This window comes from Paenarthrobacter sp. AMU7, from assembly GCF_041200195.1.
Taxonomy (GTDB): Bacteria; Actinomycetota; Actinomycetes; order Actinomycetales; family Micrococcaceae; genus Arthrobacter.
Genome location: NZ_CP165735.1, coordinates 557,040 through 581,209 on the forward strand (window position 1 = coordinate 557,040; position 24,170 = coordinate 581,209).

The 24,170-nt window shown below is 64.0% G+C and carries 17 protein-coding genes, 1 tRNA gene and 1 riboswitch; of the genes, 9 read left to right on the forward strand and 9 right to left on the reverse strand.

Annotation, left to right across the window (positions count from 1 at the left end):
• The first annotated feature begins 111 nt into the window (after positions 1 to 111).
• Both ABQM86_RS02760 and ABQM86_RS02765 read left to right on the forward strand, forming a co-directional pair.
• A complete protein-coding gene (locus ABQM86_RS02760; RefSeq protein ID WP_369745878.1) occupies positions 112 to 2,232 on the forward strand; it encodes an ALF repeat-containing protein in 2,121 nt (706 codons plus the stop codon).
• Positions 2,233 to 2,408: 176 nt separating this feature from the next.
• On the forward strand, positions 2,409 to 3,215 hold the full coding sequence (locus ABQM86_RS02765) for an IclR family transcriptional regulator (RefSeq protein WP_207596001.1): 807 nt from the start codon (positions 2,409 to 2,411) through the stop codon (positions 3,213 to 3,215).
• Here ABQM86_RS02765 and ABQM86_RS02770 read toward each other — a convergent pair.
• Entirely contained in the window at positions 3,212 to 3,649 is a 438-nt protein-coding gene (locus ABQM86_RS02770) for an SRPBCC domain-containing protein (RefSeq protein WP_207596002.1), read from the reverse strand. The two genes, ABQM86_RS02765 and ABQM86_RS02770, sit on opposite strands and share 4 nt — an antisense overlap.
• A gap of 160 nt (positions 3,650 to 3,809) precedes the next feature.
• Between ABQM86_RS02770 and ABQM86_RS02775 the strand changes: the two genes are divergently transcribed.
• The 3 genes from ABQM86_RS02775 (at position 3,810) to ABQM86_RS02785 (ending at position 7,587) form a co-directional block, all read left to right on the forward strand.
• Positions 3,810 to 5,537: a urocanate hydratase gene (locus ABQM86_RS02775; RefSeq protein WP_369745879.1), complete on the forward strand. Its 1,728-nt coding sequence runs from the start codon at positions 3,810 to 3,812 to the stop codon at positions 5,535 to 5,537.
• Positions 5,538 to 5,546: 9 nt separating this feature from the next.
• The gene (gene hutH / locus ABQM86_RS02780) at positions 5,547 to 7,139 is read left to right on the forward strand and encodes a histidine ammonia-lyase (RefSeq protein WP_369745880.1); all 1,593 of its coding nucleotides are present in this window, start codon (positions 5,547 to 5,549) and stop codon (positions 7,137 to 7,139) included.
• Positions 7,140 to 7,338: 199 nt separating this feature from the next.
• Positions 7,339 to 7,587, forward strand: coding sequence for a hypothetical protein (locus tag ABQM86_RS02785; RefSeq protein ID WP_207596005.1), 249 nt, complete (start codon positions 7,339 to 7,341; stop codon positions 7,585 to 7,587).
• A 98-nt stretch (positions 7,588 to 7,685) separates the two neighbouring features.
• On the opposite strand, the gene ABQM86_RS02790 is transcribed toward ABQM86_RS02785, so the two are convergent.
• The 6 genes from ABQM86_RS02790 to ABQM86_RS02815 all read right to left on the reverse strand — a co-directional run bounded on the left by ABQM86_RS02790 (position 7,686) and on the right by ABQM86_RS02815 (position 16,293).
• Positions 7,686 to 7,907: a hypothetical protein gene (locus ABQM86_RS02790; RefSeq protein WP_089593406.1), complete on the reverse strand. Its 222-nt coding sequence runs from the start codon at positions 7,905 to 7,907 to the stop codon at positions 7,686 to 7,688.
• A 102-nt stretch (positions 7,908 to 8,009) separates the two neighbouring features.
• The gene (locus ABQM86_RS02795) at positions 8,010 to 12,947 is read right to left on the reverse strand and encodes an NAD-glutamate dehydrogenase (RefSeq protein ID WP_369745881.1); all 4,938 of its coding nucleotides are present in this window, start codon (positions 12,945 to 12,947) and stop codon (positions 8,010 to 8,012) included.
• Positions 12,948 to 13,112: 165 nt separating this feature from the next.
• Positions 13,113 to 13,183 (reverse strand) — tRNA-Cys (locus ABQM86_RS02800).
• Between the two features lie 84 nt (positions 13,184 to 13,267).
• Complete coding sequence (locus ABQM86_RS02805) at positions 13,268 to 13,756, reverse strand: hypothetical protein (RefSeq protein WP_242703496.1); 489 nt, start codon at positions 13,754 to 13,756, stop codon at positions 13,268 to 13,270.
• A gap of 56 nt (positions 13,757 to 13,812) precedes the next feature.
• A complete protein-coding gene (hutG, locus tag ABQM86_RS02810; RefSeq protein ID WP_207596007.1) occupies positions 13,813 to 14,763 on the reverse strand; it encodes a formimidoylglutamase in 951 nt (316 codons plus the stop codon).
• Between the two features lie 87 nt (positions 14,764 to 14,850).
• On the reverse strand, positions 14,851 to 16,293 hold the full coding sequence (locus ABQM86_RS02815) for an NCS2 family permease (RefSeq protein ID WP_207596008.1): 1,443 nt from the start codon (positions 16,291 to 16,293) through the stop codon (positions 14,851 to 14,853).
• 114 nt (positions 16,294 to 16,407) lie between these two features.
• On the opposite strand from ABQM86_RS02815, the gene ABQM86_RS02820 reads away from it, so the two are divergent.
• Both ABQM86_RS02820 and ABQM86_RS02825 read left to right on the forward strand, forming a co-directional pair.
• The gene (locus tag ABQM86_RS02820) at positions 16,408 to 17,070 is read left to right on the forward strand and encodes a copper resistance protein CopC (protein WP_369745882.1); all 663 of its coding nucleotides are present in this window, start codon (positions 16,408 to 16,410) and stop codon (positions 17,068 to 17,070) included.
• 150 nt (positions 17,071 to 17,220) lie between these two features.
• Positions 17,221 to 17,413: riboswitch (cyclic di-AMP (ydaO/yuaA leader) on the forward strand.
• A 3-nt stretch (positions 17,414 to 17,416) separates the two neighbouring features.
• Positions 17,417 to 18,205: a hypothetical protein gene (locus ABQM86_RS02825; RefSeq protein WP_369745883.1), complete on the forward strand. Its 789-nt coding sequence runs from the start codon at positions 17,417 to 17,419 to the stop codon at positions 18,203 to 18,205.
• Positions 18,206 to 18,314: 109 nt separating this feature from the next.
• Here the strand turns inward: ABQM86_RS02825 and ABQM86_RS02830 are convergent, their stop codons facing one another.
• Entirely contained in the window at positions 18,315 to 19,007 is a 693-nt protein-coding gene (locus ABQM86_RS02830; RefSeq protein ID WP_242703497.1) for an FAD-dependent monooxygenase, read from the reverse strand.
• A gap of 415 nt (positions 19,008 to 19,422) precedes the next feature.
• On the opposite strand from ABQM86_RS02830, the gene ABQM86_RS02835 reads away from it, so the two are divergent.
• Both ABQM86_RS02835 and ABQM86_RS02840 read left to right on the forward strand, forming a co-directional pair.
• Positions 19,423 to 20,460: a universal stress protein gene (locus ABQM86_RS02835; RefSeq protein WP_207596012.1), complete on the forward strand. Its 1,038-nt coding sequence runs from the start codon at positions 19,423 to 19,425 to the stop codon at positions 20,458 to 20,460.
• Between the two features lie 20 nt (positions 20,461 to 20,480).
• Entirely contained in the window at positions 20,481 to 23,243 is a 2,763-nt protein-coding gene (locus ABQM86_RS02840) for a PEP/pyruvate-binding domain-containing protein (protein ID WP_369745884.1), read from the forward strand.
• On the opposite strand, the gene ABQM86_RS02845 is transcribed toward ABQM86_RS02840, so the two are convergent.
• A complete protein-coding gene (locus ABQM86_RS02845; RefSeq protein ID WP_207596014.1) occupies positions 23,240 to 24,160 on the reverse strand; it encodes a cation diffusion facilitator family transporter in 921 nt (306 codons plus the stop codon). The genes ABQM86_RS02840 and ABQM86_RS02845 overlap by 4 nt on opposite strands.
• Positions 24,161 to 24,170 lie beyond the last annotated feature (10 nt).

Below are 24,170 nucleotides of genomic sequence, written 5' to 3' on the forward strand. Positions count from 1 at the left end.
TCCGTTCGGATATGATGACCGCGGACAGCTCATCAATACGGTCAGGCATCCCTCGCTTTCAGCCTCGCCCCCTTGAATTCAGCGCTGCCACCGCATCCTTATGGGGGACTCTTGATTTCTGTACTTCGTCACACTCGACGCCGTTGGGCCGCTGCCGTTGTTGCCGTTGTGACTGGCGCGTCTTTGCTCTTTGCATCCCCAGCGCAGGCGTACGACAATCCCGATTTTGAGGTTCCCAGCGCATCGCAGGCTCCTTTGCCGTATGTCCAGCGGGCCACTGACACGGCGGGCGTCCTTGAGCTGTGGAGGACGGGTGGCCCGGCCGCCCGGGCAGCAGCGGCGTCGGCCCTGGTGGGCGGCGCAGGTGCGGTCCAGGCATTCGTCGACGGCGGACAGGACGCCCCGCTGGCAGCGGACCGCAAGCAGTTGGTCACCGAGCTGACGGAGCGGGGGAGCGGGCATGTTCGCTCCGTCGCTCAGAAGATCCTTGCTACCGGTGATCCGGGCAAGATCGATGCCTTCCTCGCAGAAGGCTGGGCCGGAACTTGGCGGGGTGAACTCCGGACCGTGGCCACCTACTTCCTTCACTACGGCAACGTCCACGTTCAACGGGAAGCGTCCAAAAGCCTCGACGAAGGCGCAAAAGCCGTGGAGCAGTTCGTCCTGACCGGGTGGAGGGACAAGGCAAAGATGGCAGACCGCCAATCGGCATATGGCCTCATTGCTTCCGGGAATCCTGCCGTTTCTGTTGCTGCCAAGGCAGCGCTGGAAACCGACGACTCTGAGATCGTGGCTGATTTCCTGCGCTATGGGCAGTTCGTTGCAGGCGACCATCACGCTGAGGCGGCCGCCGTGACTGCGCTGCTCCAGCAGGTCAAGGACGACATCAAGGCCAACCCCGTCGGGGCCGCAGCAGTAGCTGACCGAGCGAAGACCGCCGTCGAACAGGCCAGGAGCGCCGCTGCGGCTGCACGGAAAGCAGACACGACACGTCTGAGTGTTGATCGTGATCTCCTCAGTGCCCAGGCTGTTCCGCGAAATGTCCTGGACAGCGCAAGCGTGGCTTCCGAGAAGCCGTTCAAGGAAGCCTTTGCAAAAGCCGCCAAGGAATTGCCCGGACTTCTGGTGACCCTCACCGCTCCCGGTGCCAACCTTGACGCACTGATCAAGGAGGCCCGGCAGGTCACCCTGGATCTCGCACTGGTCGGCACGCCTGAAGTGAAGAAGTCCGCCGCGACTGCCTTGTTGGGCGGGGATTCGGCCATCAAGGACTTCGTCACCACGGGCTACGGTGAGGCTGTCAGGTTGGACTCAAGCGGTGTATCTGCGTTCGGCGCGGACCGTCAGCGGGTCTATCAACTACTGGCCCAGGGCGGCAGCCACGTCAACAAAGCCGCGGATATTGCCTTGGGCTCTGCCAACCACGCAGATGTCCGCTATTTCCTTGAGTATGGTTTCGCTGCTGCGCAAGACCTGGACAACCGCATCCTTGCCTACGCCACCCTGGACAAGGGGGCGGAACGGCGGGCGGCTGCCACTGTGGCGCTGGAGGGCAACCGGGCTGACCTTCGGGCGTTCGCCGCCGCCGGGCAGTTTGCTGCTGCCAAGCGCGACGAAGCCACCGCCGCCCACGTTGCCTCGATCGACGCCATGATTGCCGAACTCGCCGGGTTGGCGGATAGGGCAGCGCTCGACGCCGGTACAGCGGCCGCCGCTGAGAAGGCCGCCGAAGCGGCTCGCCAAGCAGAGGCAGCGAAAGCCGCCGAAGCAGCCCGTGCGGCAGAGGCAGCCAGGGCCGCTGAGGCAGCCAGGACCGCCGCGGCGGCAGAGCAGGCGCGCGGGAAGCTTCCGTTGAACGTACCAAGGGCTGATTCTTCCGAACTGTTCGGAGCAGCTCCCACCGTGGTGCCATGGCCGCAGGCGCCAGTTCCCGCCGTCGCGCTTCCCGTCACAGGCGAGGCGCCGGACGGCGAGCCTGTTGATGCTGAACGTCCGGACATCACAGATGTCGATGTTCCGCCGGCTGCGACGTGGCCCAGCGAGTCGGCGTCGGAGGAGTCGTTGTCGCAAGAGGCGGCGGCTCCCTTGGCAGCTTCATCTGCCGGGCTGGGCGGTTGGACGATCGGCCTGATTGCGGCGCTGGTCCTCGCTGCTGCCGGTGCCATCACCTTCCTGCTCCGCAGGAAAGGTCCAGTGCCGGCGACGGCAACTGCCCCGGCCCCGAAGCCGTAGCCCGGGTCCTGCCCTAGCCCCGGCCAATGGCTGGGGCTAGCAGGAACTGTCTGGTACTCCAGACACCGGGCAAGCCTGACGGGTTGGCTGCTTAGCCCCCCAGGGTGCACGCTTGAGTACGGGATACCGGACAGTCGCATGTTCCGCTGGTCCCGAACCCTGAGCAGTGAGGAACCATGACAACGTCGCCAGTGGCACCAGGCAAGGCCACTTCCAAAGTCCCTGCCGCCGAGAATACCCTGCGGATCCTGAAGCTGCTGGCCTCGCGACGAGGCCCGATGGCGGCGTCAAACATCGCCACGGCACTGGGCTTGCCACGATCCAGTGTCTACCACCTGTTGGGTGTGATGGAGGCCAACGGCTTCGTCCTGCACCTCCACGAAGAGCAGCGATACGGGCTCGGCATTAGCGCCTTCGAACTCAGCTCGGCATACTCACGCCAGGAGCCTTTGTCCCGGCTTGGCCGGCCCATGCTCGCGTCACTGGTTGATGTGATCGGCGAAAGCGCGCACCTCGCGGTGCTTCATGGCCGCGACGTCCTCTACATCGTGGAGGAACGCGCCAAGAACCGCCCCAGCCTGGTGACCGACGTCGGGGTCCGCCTGCCCAGCCACCTCACTGCGTCAGGCCGCGCCATCCTGGCCGCACTGCCAAAGTCGCAGGTCCGCGCGCTGTATCCAAACGCCGCCGCCTTCACTTCGCGGCACGAGGTGGAGTTCCCCATCATGAAATACTCCGCGTTGTCGTCTCACCTCGATCAAGTGCGGCAGCGTGGCTACGCCACGGAAAACGGCGAAATTACGCCGGGATTCGGCTCCATCGCCGCCGCAGTGACGGACCACGTGGGCTGGCCGACGGCGGCAGTCGCCGTTACCTTCTTGGAGGACAAAGTGCCGGCTGAGCAATGGCCGGTGTTGGCTTCACGTATCCGGAAGGCGGCAGACGAACTGTCGGTCCGGATCCACGGCCGCCCTGCGGGCTAGCCCGGCCCCATGGCATCGCGCTCGACGAGTTTTCGGAAAGTATCCAGTTCACCCTGGAAGCTGCCGCGGTAGGAGCCCAAAGCGAACAGCCGCCCGAAGATTCCGGCGATAAATCCCCGGGTGACGAACACCTGGTTGATGCGCGTACCGTGGCCCTCGGCAGTGAACGTTACATCTGACTCGCCCTTCAGGATGGCATTGCCGAAGCGGGTGCGGATGTGCCAAGGCCGCTCAACCTCAAGGATTTCGGTGGGGCTGGCCATCCGCCCGAACCACAGGGTGTAGCGGCTGCCGGGCACATCGATCGAACCAACCAGATCGCCCGCCCGGGTGACTCCGCCAATCCACTCAGGGTACCGGTCAAGATCCGTCCACGTCGCGAAAACGCGTTCGGGTGGTGCTGCGACAAGGGTCGAAACGCGGAACGTTGCCATGGGTCCAGCATGCGCTCATTGCCGCCGGAATGCGAGGGGGTTAACGGTCTGTAATCCCGGACAGCACCCCTTCAAAAGCCGTTCCCGCCGCTTGATAAAGGGGCTTTAGTAGAAGCAGAAGATCTTTCCAGCACACACTTTCCAAGACGAAGGAGCCACCATGGCACCCGCCGATTTCACTACTGGAGCCCGCCCGGTCAAGGCTGCCCGGGGTACGGAGTTGACTGCCAAGTCCTGGCAGACCGAGGCGCCGCTGCGCATGTTGATGAACAATCTGGATCCTGAGGTCGCTGAGCGTCCTGATGATTTGGTGGTTTACGGTGGCACGGGCCGTGCAGCGCGTTCCTGGGCTGCGTTTGATGCGATTACCCGGACGCTGGAGACCATGGAGAAGGACGAGACGCTGCTGGTGCAGTCGGGGAAGCCGGTGGGTGTTTTCCGCACGAATGAGTGGGCGCCGCGGGTGTTGTTGGCGAACTCGAACCTGGTGGGGGATTGGGCGACGTGGCCTGAGTTCCGCCGGCTCGAGGCTGAGGGTTTGATGATGTATGGGCAGATGACTGCTGGGTCATGGATTTACATCGGCACCCAGGGCATCCTGCAGGGCACGTACGAAACGTTCGCTGCTGTCGGAAATAAGCTCGCCGCGGAGGGCCGCCACCCGGCACCGGCGGCGGAAGGTTCCACGGAAGGGCCGCTGGCAGGGACCCTGACGTTGACTGGTGGTTGTGGTGGCATGGGCGGGGCGCAGCCGTTGGCGGTGACGCTCAATGATGGTGCGTGCTTGATTGTTGATGTGGACGAGTCCCGCCTGCGTCGGCGTGTGGGTAAGCGGTACCTGGACGAGGTCGAAACCGATTTGGATGCTGCGATCGCCAAAGTCCAGACCGCAAAGGACGAGCGCCGCGGCTGGTCCGTCGGTTACGTGGGCAACGCCGCGGAAGTCTTCCCCGAATTGCTGCGCCGCCACAAGGCCGGCGAAGTCACGTTCGATGTGGTCACGGACCAGACCTCCGCTCATGACCCGTTGTCCTACCTGCCGGAGGGCATCACGGTGGCCGAGTGGCACACCGAGGCTGAGGCTGATCCGGAAGGGTTCACCAAGAAGGCCCAGGCGTCGATGGCCCGCCAGGTCCAGGCGATGGTGGAGTTCCAGGACGCCGGAGCTGAGGTCTTTGATTACGGCAACTCGATCCGTGACGAGGCCCGCAAGGGTGGGTATGACCGTGCGTTTGAATTCCCTGGCTTCGTCCCGGCGTACATTCGTCCGTTGTTCTGCGAGGGCTTGGGCCCGTTCCGCTGGGTTGCGCTCTCGGGCGATCCGGAAGACATTGCGGTGACGGACAAGGCCATCAAGGAGTTGTTCCCGGAGAACAAGCACCTCCACAAGTGGATTGACGCTGCGGCCGAACGGGTTGAATTCGAAGGCCTGCCGGCCCGTATTTGCTGGCTTGGGTACGGTGAACGCCATAAGGCTGGTCTGCTCTTCAACCAGCTCGTCGCCGAGGGCAAGGTCAAGGCTCCGATCGTGATCGGCCGTGACCACCTGGATTCGGGTTCCGTGGCGTCCCCTTACCGGGAAACCGAGTCGATGAAGGATGGCTCGGACGCGGTCGCGGACTGGCCGTTGCTGAACGCACTGACTGCTGCATCCTCGGGCGCTACCTGGGTGTCCATCCACCACGGTGGTGGGGTTGGTATTGGCCGGTCCATCCACACTGGCCAGGTTTCCGTCGCTGACGGCACGGAACTGGCAGCCCAGAAACTGGAACGGCTCCTGACCAACGACCCCGGTATGGGCGTCATCCGCCACGTCGACGCCGGCTACGACCGCGCCATCGACGTCGCCAACGAACGCGGCGTCCGCATCCCCATGAACGAGAAGTAGGCAGCAACAGTGACTATTACTACCCACGAACCCTTGACCGTCACCCTCAGCTCCAGCGGCGTCACGCCCGAAGACGTGGTCGCCGTCGCACGCCACGACGCCAAGGTGACCATTTCCCAGGACGCCCTGGACAACGTCGCCAAGGTCCGTGCGCACATTGACGATCTCGCTACCAGCGATGTCCCGGCGTACGGGATTTCGACGGGCTTTGGTGCCCTTGCCAACCGCCACATCCCCAACGACCTCCGCACCCAGCTGCAGAAATCGCTGATCCGCAGCCACGCCGCCGGCATGGGTCCGGCCGTGGAACGCGAAGTGGTCCGCGGCATCATGTTCCTCCGCGCCAAGACCCTCGCCTCCGGCCGCACGGGGGTTCGTCCCGTCGTACTGCAGACCATGGTGGACGTCCTCAACGCCGGCATCACCCCGCTGGTCCGCGAGTTCGGTTCGCTGGGCTGCTCCGGCGACCTCGCACCGCTGTCGCACTGTGCCCTGGTCCTCATGGGCGAAGGCGAAGCAACGGGTCCCGACGGCGAACTCTACGGAACCGCTGGCAAGCCGCCTGTTGCTGAGCTGCTCGCGCAGCACGGCATCGAGCCGGTCACCCTCGCTGAGAAGGAGGGCCTGGCGCTCGTCAACGGCACCGAAGGCATGCTCGGCATGCTTCTGATGGCCATCGCCGACATCCGCTTGTTGCTCGCGACGGCGGACGTCACCGCGGCGCTGAGCGTCGAGGCGCTGCTGGGCACCGACCAGGTGTTCCTGCCGGAGCTCCACGCCGCACTGAGGCCGCACCCCGGCCAGGCAGCCAGCGCGGACAACATGCTCCGTGTGCTGTCCAACTCGCCAATCGTTGCTTCGCACCGGATCAACGACACCAAGGTGCAGGATGCTTACTCACTGCGATGTGCCCCTCAGGTTGCGGGCGCAGTGCGCGACACCGTGGACCACGCCGCACTTGTGGCTTCCCGCGAACTCGCCGCTGCGATCGACAACCCGGTGGTTCTCCCGGACGGCCGCGTTACGTCCAATGGAAACTTCCACGGCGCTCCCGTGGCCTATGTCCTGGACTTCCTGGCCATTGCCGTGGCGGACCTCAGCTCCATCGCCGAGCGACGCACGGACCGCATGCTGGACCCTGCCCGCTCGCACGGACTGCCGGCCTTCCTCGCTGGAGATCCCGGAGTTGACTCCGGCCTGATGATCGCCCAGTACACGCAGGCTGGCCTGGTCTCGGACAACAAGCGCCTGGCTGTGCCCGCATCGGTGGACTCCATCCCGAGTTCGGCCATGCAGGAAGACCACGTGTCCATGGGCTGGCACGCTGCCCGGAAGCTGCGCAAGGCCGTGGAGAACCTTCGGCGCGTGCTCGCCGTCGAGCTTGTCACGAGCGCCCGCGCCATTGACATGCGGACGCAAATGTCCGACGGCGAACTCACCCCGGGTCCTGCCGGCACGGCAGTGCTTGAGGTGCTTCGCGAAGTAGTCCAGGGGCCGGGCACAGACCGGTTCCTGTCGCCGGAACTGGAAGCGGCTGACCGTTTGGTTGGTTCCGGGGCGATCCGTGCGGCCGCCGAATCCGCCGTCGGGATTTTGGCCTGACGTCGAATAAAACGCTCATCTGATGGGCATCTTTGTCACGCCCCGGTCTTTGTTCGCAACGCAAGCGCCGGGGCGTGGCAAATGTAGTAGAACTTATGGTGTACGTCACGTCCACAACAACGGTGTTGTGGGCTTGACGGTCAACCGTTCACACAACTCAATACACAACAGAGAACATCCACAAAGGGGTAGAAGTTCAATGAAGGCACGCGGAGCAGTCCTGTCCAGGCGAAACGCTCACTCGGCTACGGTTTCCGATTGGAAGACGCTGAAGGTTGGCGAGAGGGTGGAAGTGGTCAAGTACGCCCACGTGATCGCCGCCGGTCTGATCGAGGAAATTTCCAGCAGCGGAAACGTGGTGTGGCTTGAGCATTCGGGCCCCGGCGTTACCGAAGAGGGCAAGGAACTGTTCATGAAATCCGACGGCGTGACTCTCCGACGGGCATAGCTTAAACAGAAACCGGGGCTCGTTCCCTTCCGCGGGTAGTAGATGCGGAAAGGAACGGGCCCCGGTTTTTGCGTCGCTGCCGGGAATACGTTGGGGTATCAGGCAGCGAGTACTTCGCGGGTCTGGCCGAAGGGAACGGATTCGTCCAGAGCCACGGTGTAGGTGCCGGGCTCGTGGCGCGTCACCAGAATTCCGCAGGCAGCGTCTGCTGCTGCGTTTTCGATCAAGGCATCCACGGCGCGGTCGAGTCCGTCGTGGATCTCGTCTGCCTTCGAAAAGGACAGGCGAATTTCGCGTTCTGCAGTCATTGCAGGGGTCATTGGGGGGCCTCCTATTACGTGCCGCATGCGAGGGCGACCCATCAATCATAGGCGGTGAGCTCCAAGATATGTAAGATGACTGGCAGTCAGGTGACGTGGGTCTCATGTCCGAACCATGGCGCGGAGGAGTTTGACAGCTACTGAAAGAGCAGCGATATCCACCGGACCTGGCTTGATGGCCTCCCGGATGGTCTCTTGGACCCGCGCCAGTTGCTCGATGTTTCCGTGCTCCCAATCCACGATCCGTTCCACAGGATCGGCCGCCACCCTGGACCGCGGAGTATGCCGGACCACCGCTTTGGTCATGTCGGCGAGGACCAGGTACATGTCATCCCTGAGCGCAGCCCGGGCCAGGGACTCCCAATGGGTGTCCCGCGGAAGCATGGTGATGTGTTCCAGCAGCGGGATGGCGGAAATCCGTTCGAAGACGGCGAAGTAGACCTCCGCCACGGCGTCTGCCGGCTCCTGGAGTTCCTCTGCGATGGCCGAGATGTCCAGCAGCCCGTAACTGACCAGCAGCTCAGATGCGCGGATTCCCAAACTGTGGGGCAGGCCGACGGCATCGGTATGGGCGAGCCGCTTCTGGGAGTGTGCCAAATTGATGCCGTGCAGGAAACCAGTGAAGTTGGCCCGCATGAGGGACATCGGTTGCTCCAGCCGGGCCAAAGCATCGGACAGGGGCTTATCGCGGAAGTCATGGGTAACGTACCAGCGCACCGACCGGTCCAGCAGGCGTCGCATGTCCAAAGCCACTGCGGCACCGTGCTCGCTGGGCGTAGTTGCCGGCAGTTGGGCGATTGCCTGGGTCACGGAGTCCAGATCCCAGACCTTACGCATCACCACGAACCCGCGTGCCACGGCGGCTGCTGACACCGTGGTTTCTTCCATGGCCCTGAAAGCGAACGCGATTCCGCCCATGTTGATCATGTCGTTGGCTACCACGGTGGCAACGATGTGCCGGCGGAGCGGATGCGTAGATAGATGTTCGCCGAACCGCTCCGCGACCTGCCTGGGGAAGTACTCGCGCAGTGTTTGCGAGAACCACGGATCATCAGCGAGTCCGCCTTCCGTGAGCTCCCGGGCGAGCTCGATCTTGGCATAAGCGGCCAGCACCGCGAGCTCGGGAGTGGTCAGGCCCTTGCCCGTGAGGACCCGCGCCTGCAGTTCACCGTTACTGGGGAGGGACTCCAGTTCCCTGTCCAGATCCGTTACGGATTCCAACCAGTCCATGGTCCTTTCGAAGCTGGGGCTCCATTCCACGGCCAGTTGCTTGTCATTGAGGAGCAGGACGTTCTGGTCATCGTTGGTTTTGAGCACCAGCCGGCCTACTTCCGCCTGCAATGACTGCAGGAACGCTGTCCGTTCCGATGCGGTCATCCTGCCTGCCGAAATCATGCGGTCCAGGAAGATCTTGATGTTCACCTCGTGGTCCGAGCAATCCACGCCCGCCGAATTGTCGATCGCATCGGTGTTCACCAGGATGCCCGCCAGCGCAGCCTCGATCCTGCCGCGTTGCGTGACGCCCAGGTTGCCGCCTTCAGCGATGATGTGGGTGCGGAGCCGGTTGGCATCGACGCGGATGGCGTCGTTTGCTTTATCCCCGACGTCGGCGTGGGACTCCGTGGACGCCTTGACGTAGGTGCCAATGCCGCCGTTGTACACAAGGTCCACCGGCGCCATGAGGATCGCCCTGAGAAGTTCGGGCGGGCTCATTGCCAACTGACCCGTAGCCTCTGCACCTTCAGCCAAACCGAGCGCGAGCCTGACCTCCTCGGTGATCATGATGGTTTTGTCCGTCCGCGCGAAAACACCGCCTCCCGGGCTCAGCTTGGCGGGATCGTAGTCGGCCCAGCTGGATCGGGGGAGCCTGAAGAGCCGCTCCCGCTCCGCGTAGGACTCAGCAGGGTCCGGCGTGGGATCCAGGAAGATGTGCCGATGGTCGAAGGCGGCGACCAATTTGATGTGGTTGGACAGGAGCATGCCGTTGCCGAAAACGTCACCGCTCATGTCGCCGATGCCCACTACAGTGAAGTCTTGGGCCCTGGAATCGATCATGAGCTCACTGAAGTGGTGCCGGACGGACACCCATGCACCCCGGGCGGTGATGCCCATCTGCTTGTGGTCGTAGCCCACCGAACCGCCCGATGCGAAAGCGTCCCCGAGCCAGAAACCGTACTCCGCCGCAACGGCATTGGCGATGTCGGAGAAGGCAGCCGTCCCCTTGTCTGCCGCGACCACCAGGTAGTAGTCGTCGCCGTCGTGCCGCACCACCCGCGGTGGCGTGACGACGCGACCGTTGCTGCCGCCGTCGGGATCCGGTACCAGGTTGTCCGTGACGTCCAGCAGCCCGCGGATGAACGTCCGGTAGCTTTCCTGGCCCTCCGTGAGCCAGGCAGCGCGGTCCTCCGCCGGGTCGGGGAGTCGCTTGGGAAAGAAGCCACCTTTGGCCCCGGTAGGAACAATCACGGCATTCTTGACCGTTTGCGCCTTTACCAACCCCAGGATTTCGGTTCGGAAATCTTCGCGCCTGTCCGACCATCGGAGGCCACCGCGGGCGATCAGCCCGAAACGCAAATGGACCCCTTCAACCCGTGGTGAGTAAACCCAAATCTCGAACTGTGGCCGCGGCGGTGGGGCCACCCGGAGGCCGGAGGGATCGAGTTTGATGCTGATGTACGGCTTGTCCTGGTAGAAGTTGGTGCGCAAGGTCGCTTCCACCAAGCTGGCGAGCGTCCGGAGGAGACGGTCGGCGTCAAGGACCGGGATGGCATCGATGGCTTCGGCCAGGGCGGCCCTGGCGGTATGGATTGCCTGCGTCCGGTGACTTAGCCCGCTGGTGCCCTCCTCGAAAACGTCGCCGTGGGACGTGACACCGGAACGGTTGTTGAGCTCAGGATCAAACAGGTCCGGTGCGTAACGGTCCGGGTTGAACTTCGCTTCGAAGAGTTCCAGCAGCGCATGTGTTGCCCGGGGGTTGGACCAGAGCGTGTCTGCGATGAAGCCGTATGAGTTGGTGCTTCCCAACTGCCGTAAGTACTTGGCGTAAGCGCGCAAAATGGATACTTTCCGCCAGCCGATGCCCTCTTGGATGACCAATGCATCGAAGGCGTCGGACTCCGCGTCGCCCCGCATGGCGGCGCAGAACGCGCCCGCCAGCAATCCGCCCGTCGTCAGGGGATCCACGCCACGCGGGTACTTGAGCCCGAGGTCGTACAGAAAGAACTGCCTGCCGTCTCCACGCTGCATGTCGAAAGGCCTCTGGTCCAGGACTTTCAAGCCGAGATTGTGGAAGAACGGGAGGATCTGGGTGAGGCTCCTGGGGCGGGTCAGATACAGCCGGATCCGGGCGTCCTCGGTCAGCACGGCGGTGCCGGGCCGTGTATAAACGGTCAGCAGGGGATCGGGCTCCACGTCGTCGGCGGCCGGGAAGCTCTCGAACGCCGAGATGTCCTCAACAGCGTCCTCCACCTCAAAGTCGGCCTTGTAACTTGCCGGGAACGCGGCGGCCCACTCACGGGAGAGCCGCGCCGCCTCTTCCGAGGGATAGCGCGCCTGCAGCGCCTCAGCCAGGCCCTGTGCCCAGGTCCTGGTAGCGGCGATGATCCGAGGCTCCAGGATTGCGGCATCCACGACGCCGGGCGTCCCGCCGGGAGTCGAAGCCGCCTGCGGCAACAGCACCCGGAAGAACACCCGGGCCATGGCGGACTCGCCCAAACGAAGCTCAAATTCGATGGCGTCCGAACCGAAGGCTTCCCGAAGTTCACGTTCAATGCTGAGCCGCACGGCCGTGCTGTACCGGTGGCGCGGCAGGAACACGAGCGCTGTCATGAACCGCCCATAGGAGTCCGGCCGGAGGAAAAGCCTGGTGCTGTGACGCTCCTGGAGGCGCAGGATCTCGCGGGCATGGTCGGCCAGTTGCCCGGAGTCGATGTGGAACAGCTCATCACGGGGATACCCCTCGATCACAGCCAGAAGTTCCTTGCCGTGATGCGAGCCGGGCGGATAGCCGAACGCCCGGATCACTTCCTTTACCGTGTCACGGATGACGGGAATCTGCAGGGCTGAATGTGACGTGGAACTGGGGGAGAAGAGCCCCACAAAGCTGTGCCTGGCGGTGCTTTGCCCGCCAGTACCCAGTTCGGTTGTCCGGGCTGTTTGCACGGTAATTTCGTCCAGGTAGGCGCGGCGCAGGACCGTGGAGCGTTGGGTGGACTTGGTGAGGGTGAGCAGCCGGGGTTTCCCGGAGGGAAAACCTCCGGGTGGCTCTTCCCGGTCCATATAGTCCATTTGGTCCATGTGGTCCGCCCGATCCCGCAGCACGCCCAGCCCCCGGCGCCCGCGATATCCGAGGAACACGAAGTTCCCTTCACCCAGCCATTGCAGCAGCTCACGGGCCTCCATGGCCTCCCGGGCTTCAGCACCCGGGCCTCCCACCTCATCCAAGGCCTCCACCTCGCGGGCCAGTTCCTCATGGATTGCAGCATGGTCCTCGGCGGCCGCCCGCACGTCGAGCAGGACCCTCCGAAGCCGGCCCACCAAGCGGTCGGCAGCCGCATCGTCCGGGAGCCGGGGGATTTCGATTGCCATCCACGCTTCGGCGAGCGGTCCGCCGTCGTGCCCATCATGTGGGGTGGCCAGCTGCGGACTGATGACGACAGCTGAAGATTCGACGCCGGTGGGCAGCCCGATACGTTGCGGCGCGCTGTGGATGGTGGTCAGGCGGTGGGTGGCTGGGTCCCGGGTGACGGTGAAGGTTGGGTGGACGAGGAGCCGGATGGATGCGGTGTCCCTGGCGATTTCGGCGGTGACTGATGGGAGCAGATAGGGCATGTCATCGCTGACTATCGAAACCACGCTGGCGTCGGGCTCATGCAGGACCCCGATCACGGCCTGCCCGGGCTCACGCCGCTCAGCCAAAGACCGATGGTAGCGGGCCCGTTCCAGCAGCGTTTCAGGGGTGTAGCTGCGGACATCGTCCTCTGCCACGTGCTGGTAGTAGTCGGTCAGGAAACCGTCCGCCGGCTCAGTGCTGGGTGACATGGTGCTGCGCCTCCGCTGCGCAAAGGAGCGGCCGTGTTGTTGCGGTCAGCAAAGTCCCTGCGCCTCACCTCATGCTCCCGCGAGGTGGCATTTGATGGCAATGTTGGAGCGAACATTGCCCTCAAATGCGACGCAGGGAGGGGCTCCGGTCTCGGGGCCACTCAGACGTGGTGGCGGGATTCGAACCCGCGTGCGCTGCTTTGCAGGCAGCTCCCTGGCCTCTCGGGTACACCACGTGCCAACGACACTAGGCGCCTGGCGGCGGCCGGATCAAAGTTCATGTCGCAGGCTTTCGCAGCGCTACGCAGGTAGTCGCCGGGCTACTCAACGTTGCGCAAGGTTGCTGCCCGTTGAGCTGTGGACGCCTTGGCGCGACTCACTGCGAACGACACTCCCGCAGCCACCAGCAGCGTGAGGATCGCAGCTGCCATGTGGGTGTAGAGGAGGAGGTGTCTGTCGCCGCCACCGGACGCGGCCCCGGTTGGCACATCCCCGGTTGGCACATCCCCCAAGACCGGGCCGCCGTGCAAGTGGTCCAGTAATCCGCTGCCGGGAAAGTACCCTCCGAAAGCCTCGAAACCGAAGTGCAGCAGCTGCTGTGCCAAGCCGGAAAGGAGGAGCAGCAGCAGCGGTCCGTGCACCCAACGGGAAATAAGTTGGGCGGCGAGCGCACACAACGCGGCGAAGGCCAGGAGGACGGGTAGGGCAGGAGCGCTGCCGCCCGCCACCATGTGCGCTGCGAGTCCCAGAGCCACAGCTATCGGCCCTGCCACCCAAGCCCACTTGTCCTGCACAGGAGTTCCGCGCATCGCCATCCTTCCCTCCCCACAGAGTAGGCGGAGGAAGGCGGCTGGAAAAGGGAACGCTAGGCGAGCAGGGCGTTCACCAGTCGCGCGGCCACTTTCGCGGTGCGGTGATCGATATCAAACTCCGGGTTCAGCTCCGCTATGTCCAGGTGCAGGAGCTTCCCGCTCGCAGCAACCTGCCGGCAGACCGCGTTGATCACTGGCAAAGGCACGCCATAGGCTGCGGGTGCGCTGACCCCGGGCGCCACGGATGCAGGCATCACGTCCAGGTCGATGGTCAGGTACAGCACGTCCACGCCGGCCAGGAAATCGGCAACAAAAATCTCTACTGCCTCCGGCGTGCACAGCTCATCGAGCAGGTACTTCACTCCCAGGCGATCGGCGGTGTCGAAGAGGGTGCGCGTGTTGTTCGGCTCCGAAATTCCGACGACGGCGTACTGCAGTTCGCGGCCGGCGGCGGCTTCTGCGTGGGCCATCTGCAGGAACGGCGTACCCGAGCTCGGTGTGGGTTCGTCGCGAAGGTCAAAGTGGGCATCCAGGTTCAGGACACCAAGCCGTTTGCCGCGGACCGTGTCCGAACCGGCCACGCCAAGATAACTGGCGAACGCGGTTTCGTGGCCGCCGCCCAGCACCACGGTGAGGTTTCCGGCGTCGAGCAGTTCCGTAATGGCGCGTCCGGCGCGCTCTTGGCCGGCTTCCAGTGAGTCCTCCTCCACCACCACGTCACCGGCGTCGAACACGTCCCGGTCAAGATGGAACGCCAGCGGACCCAGCGCCGTGCGGATGGCAGCGGGAGCCGCAGCAGCACCGACCCGGCCCTGGTTGCGGCGCACTCCGGCATCGCTGCAAAAACCAAGCACGACGGCGGGACGCGAGGCAGTTGCGGGCGCGGGCGACGTCAGGGGTGCTACTGCCTGCCACCAGCGGCGGTGTTCAGTGCCGTCTCCGTCAAAGCGGCCCTTCCACGGCCCAGGGTTGACGTCTACGGCGAGGGTGATGCTGGTTTCCATGCTTCAAGCACACCCGAACGGGCACACGAAAACCAGCTTTCCCAGCAGGCGGGTGTCTGAAACTCCGGACTTAGGTCCGCAGGAGACTTACTTGACGCCCAGCAGCTCCTCCACGGTTCCAATGCCGAAGAACAGCAGGAACGCAGCGGCCACGGCCCACATGAGCGGGTGGACTTCGCGGGCGCGGCCCTGGAAGGTGCGGATCAGGACGTAGGAGATGAAGCCGGCACCGAGGCCGTTGGCGATCGAGTACGTGAACGGCATGAGGGAGATGGTCAGGAACGCAGGGATGCCGACACCCCAGTCCTGCCAATCGATCTTGCCCACCTGGGAGACCATCATGAAGCCCACAACCACCAGTGCCGGAGCCACGGCTTCGAAGGGTACAAGGTTGATGAGGGGCGTGAAGAACATCGCCACCAGGAACAGCACGCCCGTGACGATCGAGGCGAGGCCGGTGCGGGCACCTTCGCCGATGCCGGCGCCGGACTCAACAAAGATCTGGTTGGACGAAACGGACGCGCCACCACCCACGATCGCGCCGAGGGCGTCCACCTGCAGGACACGGTCGACGTTGGGGATGTTGCCGTCTTTGTCCACGGTTCCGGCCTCGTTGGCCAGTCCCACCATGGTGCCCATGGCGTCGAAGAAGATGCTGAGGAGGATCACAAACGCCAACAGTGCTGCAGCGATGAAACCGAGGTGCTGGAACGCGCCGAACGGGTTGGCCTTGCCGATGAGGGACAGGTCCGGGGCGCCCCACTCCGAGAGGGTGGGAGCCACGAGGGACCAGCCGCGCGGGTTGACGTTCTTGCCGTCGAAGCTGGGGCCGATGTGGAGGGTGAACTCGAGGATGGCTGCCAGTGCCGTGGAGACCACGATGCCGATGAGGATGGCGCCGCGGACCTTGCGGACCACCAGGGCGATGGTGAGGATGAGGCCCACTGCGAACACCAAGGTAGGCCAGCCCATGAGCTTGCCATCCACGCCCAGGCCCAAGGGAACCGTGGTGCCGGCGGCGTCGGGAATCCGGCGTACAAAGCCTGCGTTGACCAGGCCGATCAGTGCAATGAAGAGGCCGATGCCCACCACGATCGCCGTTTTCAGCGCTTCCGGCACGGCTTTGAACACGGCAGTACGGAAACCGGTCAGCACCAGGATGAGCATGGTGATGCCGGAGAGGACCACGAGGCCCATCATGTCCGGCCAGGTGAGTTCCGGGTGCGAGGCGACCGTGACGGCAACGAAGGCGTTGACGCCCAGCCCGGTTGCAACGGCGAATGGGTGCTTGGCCCACGCGCCCATGAGGATGGTCAGGATGCCCGCCACGAAGGCCGTCGTGGCTGCGACGGCTGTGAAGCCGAGGGATGCCCCACTGGAATCCGCCCCGGAGAGAATCAGCGGGTTCAACACCACGATGTAGCTCATGGCGAAGAACGTTGCGAAGCCGCCACGAATTTCCCGCGAGTACGTGGATCCACGTTCAGTAATTTTGAAGTAGCGGTCTACTGCAGAACCTTGCTTAAGCATGAAAGACTCCGGGGATCGGGGGGAGTGTGCCCTCAAATCCTATGCGGTCCGGTGCGGGCGCTCCGGACGATTCGCCTAGTCTGTAAGGAAGCCAACACTAGGAGAAACCGCCCCATGCGTACCATCCGCCCGCTTCTGGCCGCCGTCGTCGCTGCTCTTGCCTTCGCGTCCGCCCTGCTGTTTACTGCGGCGCCGGCGTCCGCCCACGACGTCGCTGAATCCACGACGCCGGCCAGTGGCACCAGCGTCACGGACGTCCCGGCGTCGGTTTCCATCACGTTCAACAACCGGCCGCTCGCCATCGGTTCGGGCGTCACGGTCACTGCGGGCGGCGAAAACTGGGCCGACGGCCCGGTGGAAATCATCGACAACCAGGCGGTCCAGAAGTTGCGCGAAGGCGCTCCGGCCGGCGAATACACGGTGGTCTGGCGCGTCGTCAGCAGCGATTCGCACCCCATCGAGGGCACCTTTACCTTCACGGCCACCGCAGGAAGCACGACGACGGCCAGCGGCCCGGCGGCAGCCTCTCCGTCCGCATCGGCTCCGTCCGCTTCGACACCTTCAGCGGCGGTGCCGACGGCGGGAACCGCGGCCCCGGGCTCTGCGGCGTCGGGAACCGGCAACAGCGAGCCCGCGGCCGACGCCTCCCAGCCCTTCCCATGGAGCATCGTGGGCCTGGCGGTTGTTGCTGTTGGTCTCGTTATTTTTCTGGCTGTTACTGCCCGCAGGAAACTGGCTGCTTCGAACGACCCTGAGGGCCCTTCTCCCGCGGAATAACGGGGTTTTCTACGTAGCTGCGAAGATCTCGAAACGGTTACTGCGACACGCCAGAAGCGTACTTCTCGTTACTTAAATGTGACTTCCGCGTGATCATCGCGTACGGTGGTACCTGTGCCTGTTCCACGTAGCGGGCACTTCCGGTCTGATTGCCTAGCTCTGCCGCAGTCCGGAATCCGTTCGCAGACAAACCTTACGGCAGAGACGGGGAACCCATTTTGGGCCGCTTTCGAGCGTGCCTTGGGGTGAAGTCACGATGCTTCCGCTGAACAGCGGGAGATAGTGGCCGGGTGACTCCCATCCGAATCCGACAGCTAACCTCGCAGGCATCGGGAGAGGCTCTTTCATGTCTTCACGCATTCTTCGCGGCCGTCGTAAGGCGGACAGCGTACGTCCTAATCCGTTCATCTCCATCTCCAAGGCAGTTGCCAGCAACGCTTCCGGCGCTGGCCGCCAGGCAGCTGTTATCGCAGCAGCCTCGGGCCTTGTGTTGACCGGCTCCATTGCAGCTCACGCTGCTGAAGCTCCGGTTCAGCGGGATTCCAGCCCGGCCACGGTCGCTGAGACCGTTTCGGCCGACGCTCCCACCCAGGTTGTTACCGCCCTGGCTACGGCTACGGTCAACTTCGAGCGCCCCGCTGTTGCTTCCGTTGCAGCTCCGGTTATCGAAAAGCCTGCACCGGTTGCTCCGGCTCCTGTCGCCAAGAAGGCAGCAGTCACCACTGCCGCCGCCAAGGCTCCTGTTGCCAAGGCTGCTGCAGCCGCTCCGGCCGCTGCTGCTCCCGCTCCTGCGGCTGCTGCTGCTCCGGCTGTTGGTGGCGTCAATGCCGCCATGGTTGCCTCGGCTTACGCCCAGATCGGCATCATGCAGGACTGCACCGCCATGGTGGAGCGCGCACTCGGCTCCGCAGGCATCCCCGTTGGCGACCTCGGTCCCATGCAGTTCATGAACTACGGCAAGGTTGTCAGCTCACCCCAGCCCGGTGACATGATCGCCCAGTCCGGCCACGTCGCCATCTACATCGGCAACGGCCAGGCCATCAGCGGTGGCATCAACGGCAACCAGACGGGTATCCACCCGATCAGCTGGTTGACCGCAACGGGTCCCCTGACCTACGTACGCGCTGGCGCATAAGCCTCACGCTTCAGTTCAAAGGCCGGTGTCTTCGAAGAGTTCATCTTCGAGGGCACCGGCCTTTGGCGTTAAGTTATGTGCGGAATAGTTCGCAGCCAGGTTTGATCTGCTAAGCGGTGGCGATGCCCGGCCCTGCAGGGAGGGCCACCTTGGACGATATCGCCTGGCCTACAGCCTTTGCCTGCCGAAGTACTTCCTTCGGTGTGGGCGTAATGAGCTCGCCGACTCCTACAAGGTGCATCCCGACGGCCCGCATTGCGGCCACCAGGTTTTGGCCGATCGCTATGCCGAGTTCCGCCAGCATTCGGCGCAATTGGCTCTGTGCGCAGCGCGTGACCACAATATGGTCGGCCAGAAGAACACCGTTGGCAGTGTGGACGGCCCACTGGCGGCGGGTGGACTCGAGGGGGCCGGAGGCGTGGAGCCCCGTCCTGAGCCCGGCAGTGGTCATGCTGGCGGCCAGTCCATAGCCGATCTGTTGGGAAGGGTCGGAGCCAAGGAAATCGAGGCGGACAGCCCGTGTGGTGCTGCGGACATCCAGGTGATGGCTTGCGGCGTAGTTCCGCAGGTGGCGGAGGATCTCGTTGCGCTCCTGCATGGCTGCGGGATCGGCTGCATCGCAGCGTTGGAGCATTCCGGTGTGGACTGACGGACCCGTTGCGGACAACGTGCCGAACCCGTCCACCACAATGGAGCCCACGCCGTAGCGGCTGAGCTCACTGGCAACTGCCAAGCCGGACAAGCCGGCTCCGATGACCACGGTGGTGGTGCGTTCCGTGGCGGAATCAGGCGTGAGTGACACTGCTTGGTTCCTCCTTGACGTGTGTGCCATTAGGCATCGCATGGGGTCGCGTCCGAGTTCCCCAAGCGGCCGCAATAAATGGCCGGAGTGTGCTGTGGAACACGGTTGCCGGCCATTCGGTGACTCGAACACTACCGAACTTTTTCTGCCATGGATAGCCTCCTGGGTCCGCGTGTTCGCGTTGTTCATCCCCAGCGCAAAATGCGCACCCGGGAACCGAGCCCGGACCGTTATACACATAGCCCAAAGTCACCTTGATTCGGCGTTGCCGACCGAGAATAGTTGGCATTGGGAGAAGGAATTTCCAGGTTTCTTCTGCCCGGGCCATTGACATTGACGCCAGGAGGGAATCCGAGCCGGAGAACCTCTGGCAGAATGGCCGGAACATCAAGCAGCAGGTGGAGAGGCGGGCCCCATGGACCAGCACAGCAGGCACAATGAAGAGCCACAGGACGGCCAGGACCACGCAGTGGCGCCAGGAGGCATTGTCGTTGGAGTTGACGGTTCAGAGCACGGGCAGTGTGCATTGGTGTGGGCGGCACGTGAAGCCGAACGCCGTCAGCTGCCCTTGCACATCGTGACGGCCTACTCCGTACCTATCTTTGCCGCATCAGGCCTGGACGGCGGTTATGCAACTGTGGATGATTCGGTGATCCGCGAGGGGGCGGACGCGATCGTGAAACAGGCTATGGACAAGATCTCCGGTTACGCCATCGAGGTTGACGCTTCAGTGGAGAACGGCGACGCTGCCGGTGTCCTCCTTGATCTCTCGGCAGATGCCGCACTCCTCGTTTTTGGCAGCCGGGGCCGCGGGGGCTTCGTTGGACGCCTTTTGGGATCTGTCAGCAGCGCATTGCCTGCCCACGCCAAATGCCCCACCGTCACGGTCCCGCTGTACTGCGCCGACCGTCTCGGCGAAAACACGGAAGACAAGCACATCAAAGCCGAGCACGCCAAAGCTGGCCCCCGCGCGGTGGAAAACGTAGTCGCAGTGGGCGTCGACGGCTCCGAGCAAGCCCGGGTGGCAGTGCTCGAAGCGGCCGAGCAAGCGCAGCGCATGGGAGCCAAGCTCCGAGTCATCTGCGCTGTTCCGCAGTACAGCGGTTCCCTGGCTTGGGTGCCGGCTCCGTTGGACCGCGATGCCCTCTTTGCGGATATCAGGGTGCAGCTTGACGCCGGTGTTGCGTGGCTCAGGAGCCACTTCCCGCAGCTTCCCATTGAGACGGACCTCCGGGACGGCTCACCGGTGGACGTGCTGGTGGAAATCAGCCGCAGCGTCGAACTGGTGGTTCTGGGAACACGCGGCCGCGGCGGGTTCGCGGGCATGCTGCTCGGTTCCACCTCGGACGGCGTCCTCCACCATGCCAAGGGTCCTGTGCTGGTTGTTCCGGATCGTGAAGATCCCCGGCTGGCCGACCGTCACAAGTTTGGGCCAATGCTCGGCGCAGCTTAGGCCGCGGGAACCACTGCGCCATGGATGTCCAACAGCCCAGCGGGGAATTTATTCTGGACATCGCCGGCATCAGTGGGGCCATGCTTCCGGAGGTGGGAGGAAAGGCAGCCAACCTGGGCGAGCTTGCCCGTGCCGGACTGCCCGTACCACCCGGATTCTGCCTGACCACCGATGCCTACCGGCATGCCCTTTCGGCCATTGGCCTGGACGAGGTCCTTGCGGCACTGAAGGAGGCGGACGCTTCCCGGTTGGACCAGTTGGACCAGTTGGACCAGTTGGACCAGCTGAACGGGCTTGCCGCCCGCGCGCGGTCCTTGGTGCTCGACGCCGGCATTCCCTACCGTATCGCCGAAGCGGTGCAGTCCGCCTACCAGCAGCTGGGGGAGGACGTCCCGGTTGCCGTCAGGTCCTCAGCTACCGCGGAGGACCTGGCTTTCGCGAGTTTCGCCGGTCAGCAGGACACCTTCCTGAACGTGGTGGGCGCTGACTCTGTCCTGGAGGCTGTGAGCCGCTGCTGGGCGTCCCTGTGGACAGACCGTGCCGTGACTTACAGGACCGTCAACGGGATCGATCACGCATCGGTCACCTTGGCTGTAGTCGTGCAGGAGATGGTGGACTCAGCTGTCGCCGGAGTCATGTTCACTGCCAACCCGGTGACGGGAAACCGGCACGAGACAGTGATTGACGCCAGCCCAGGCTTGGGAGAGGCTGTCGTTTCCGGAGCCGTGAATCCGGATCAATACGTGGTGGATGTTCGTCGCGGTGCCATAGTGAAAAGGACCGTAGGGGACAGGAAAGTGGAGATCAAGGCGATCCCTGGCGGTGGCACGGAACGCATTGAACGCAGCACCGGGTCCTCACCGGACCAACCCGGCGATGTATACCCTCAGCCCTGCCTCAGTGATCACCAGGTGTTGGAACTCGTGGACTTGGGACGCGAGGTCCAGTCGCACTACGGAGCCCCGCAGGACACCGAGTGGGCCATGGACCATGAGGGAAAATTGTGGCTCACCCAAGCACGGCCCATCACTACCCTGTACCCGCAAACCACGCGCGTCCCTCCCGTTCCGGGCGAGCACGCCTTCCTGAACTTCAGCCTCGCCCAGGGCCTCACCCGACCATTGACCCCCATGGGTTTGGCCGCGATCCGGCTCATCGCTTCCTCCGTCGCCAGGACCGCGGCATTCGATGTTCCGGATCCCCGGTCCGGCCCGTCGCCGTACTACGAGGCGGGGCAGCGCATCTTCTTCGACCTCACGGCGGTGGTGCGGAGCAGGGTCGGCCGGGCGATCGTGCCCCGGGTTTTCGACCTCATGGAGGCCCGCTCGGCCGTTCTGATACGTGGCCTCTTTGACGATCCACGTTTCACAGTGACCACCAGGACTCCTTTGAAACTGATTCGCCACGTTGCTCCGGTTGCGGCCAAGTACCGGGTTCCTGAGTCGCTGTTCCGTGGCCTGTTCCGCCCGGCATCGGCACTGAAACGCGTGGAGAAACTCCGCTCCGATCTGCGCAGCACCTTGGCCGTCCCGCAGCAAGCAACAGCCCATCAGCGGATCGGCCACGTCCAGCGAATCCTCGGGGAAGAAGTTTTTGCCACCGTCCCACAGGTGCTGCCCCTTCCCGCGCTGGGCTTCGCCATGCTGGCGCTGACCAAGAAGCTCCTGGGGGATCGAGCTTCGTACAGCGAACTCCAAACGGTGATCCGTGGCCTTCCCAACAACGTCACTACCGAGATGGACCTGGCCCTGTGGCAGCTTGCGGCGCAGATGAGGAAAGACCCCGACGCCGTTGCCTCCATGACCGGTCGAACGGCGGACGAACTGACGGAACTGTATCGGGACGAAAAGCTCCCCGCCGTTGCCCAAACAGGATTGAGCTCGTTCCTGGGCACCTTCGGGCACCGGGCCGTCGCCGAGATCGACCTGGGCATGCCGCGCTGGTCAGACGATCCCACCCACATTCTTGGCGTCGTCACCAACTATTTGAGGCTCGCGGACGGCTCCGAGACGCCGGACCAGCAGTTCACGCGGGCAGCCCGCGACGCCGATGAACAGGTAGCGCGTTTCGTAGCGCGGGCCAGGACAAAGAGCCCGTTGCACGCGGCGGTGGTTGGCATGGCGTTGGATCGCACACGGAGGTTCGCTGGACTGCGCGAGTTGCCCAAGTACAACCTGGTCCTGGGTCTATCCGTTGCGCGGAAGCAGTTGCTTCTCATCGGCAATGAGCTTGCCGCAGCGCACCGGATCGAACGCCCCGAGGACATTTTTTTCCTGGACCTCGACGAAGCCGAGACCGCACTGGCCGGAGATGACCTGCAGGAATTGGTTGCTGAGCGACGCGCCGCCTATGGGCAGGAACTGCTGCGGAGGCGCATACCGAGGGTGCTGATGTCAGATGGCACCGAACCGGAAGCCGCACCCGGGATCAGCGGGCCCCAGCGCCCGGGCACCTTGTCTGGCAGTCCGGCGTCGACGGGACAGGTCACAGCTCCTGCGAGAGTCATCATGGACCCCGTTGGCGCGCACTTGGCTCCCGGAGAAATCCTCGTAGCACCGTCAACGGACCCCGGCTGGACGCCGTTGTTCCTCACGGCCGGAGGGTTGGTCATGGAGATGGGTGGGCCCAACTCCCACGGCGCGGTGGTGGCCCGTGAGTACGGCATCCCCGCCGTCGTGGGGGTTCCGGACGCCACATCGCGAATCAGCACGGGTCAACGCGTTACCGTGGACGGCGCCGCAGGGACGGTGGCGGTTGAGGGCGCGGGTGGTGGGACCAGCTAGGCGTGCTGGTGCGACTCGTGTTCCGAGTGGCTCACCGGCTCCAGCTGGAAGGTGCAATGCTCGGTGTCGAAGTGACGGCCGAGGCAGGACCCCAACTGGTCAAGGATGCTGTCCGCCCCACTGGCGTTGAGGACTTCGTCTTCCACCACAACGTGGGCTGAGAACACGGGGACGCCGGAAGTGATGGTCCAGATGTGGATGTCGTGGGCTTCCACCACACCATCCACGGCAATGATGTGCTCGCGGATCATGTTCACGTCCACGCCCTTCGGCGTGGCCTCCAAGAGGACGTCCACCACGTCGCGAAGCAGATGCCAGGCGCGGGGGATGATCATCACTGCGATCAACACCGATGCTATGGGGTCGGCAGCGCTGAAGCCTGTGGTCATGATGACGATGGCCGCCACAATGACCGCAATGGAGCCCAGAAGGTCACCGAGGACCTCAAGGTAGGCACCACGCACATTGAGGCTTTCCTTCTGCGCGCCCTGCAGGATCAGGAGCGAGACAAGATTGGCCACGGCACCCAAAATAGCGGCCCACAGCATGACGTCCGTATGGATCTCCGGGGATTCCCCGAAGCGGCGGATGGCTTCGATCATGATCACCACCGCGATCACGATGAGGATCAATGCGTTCGCCAGGGCAGCCAGTACTTCAGCCCGCTGGTACCCGTACGTCCGCTGGTCACTGGCTGGACGGGTGGCAATCCAAGCCGCCATCAGCGCGATGAAGACGCCCGCGGCATCAGAGAGCATGTGGCCGGCATCAGCCAGCAAAGCCAAGGAACCAGACACGACGGCGCCAACCACCTGGATGCCCACCACGCCTAGGGTGATGGCCAGGACGGCGATGAGCCGCTTCCGATGCTTGCCGGTTGCTGTGATTCCGTGTGAGTGGTTGTGGTCGTGCCCCATGTCTATAAGG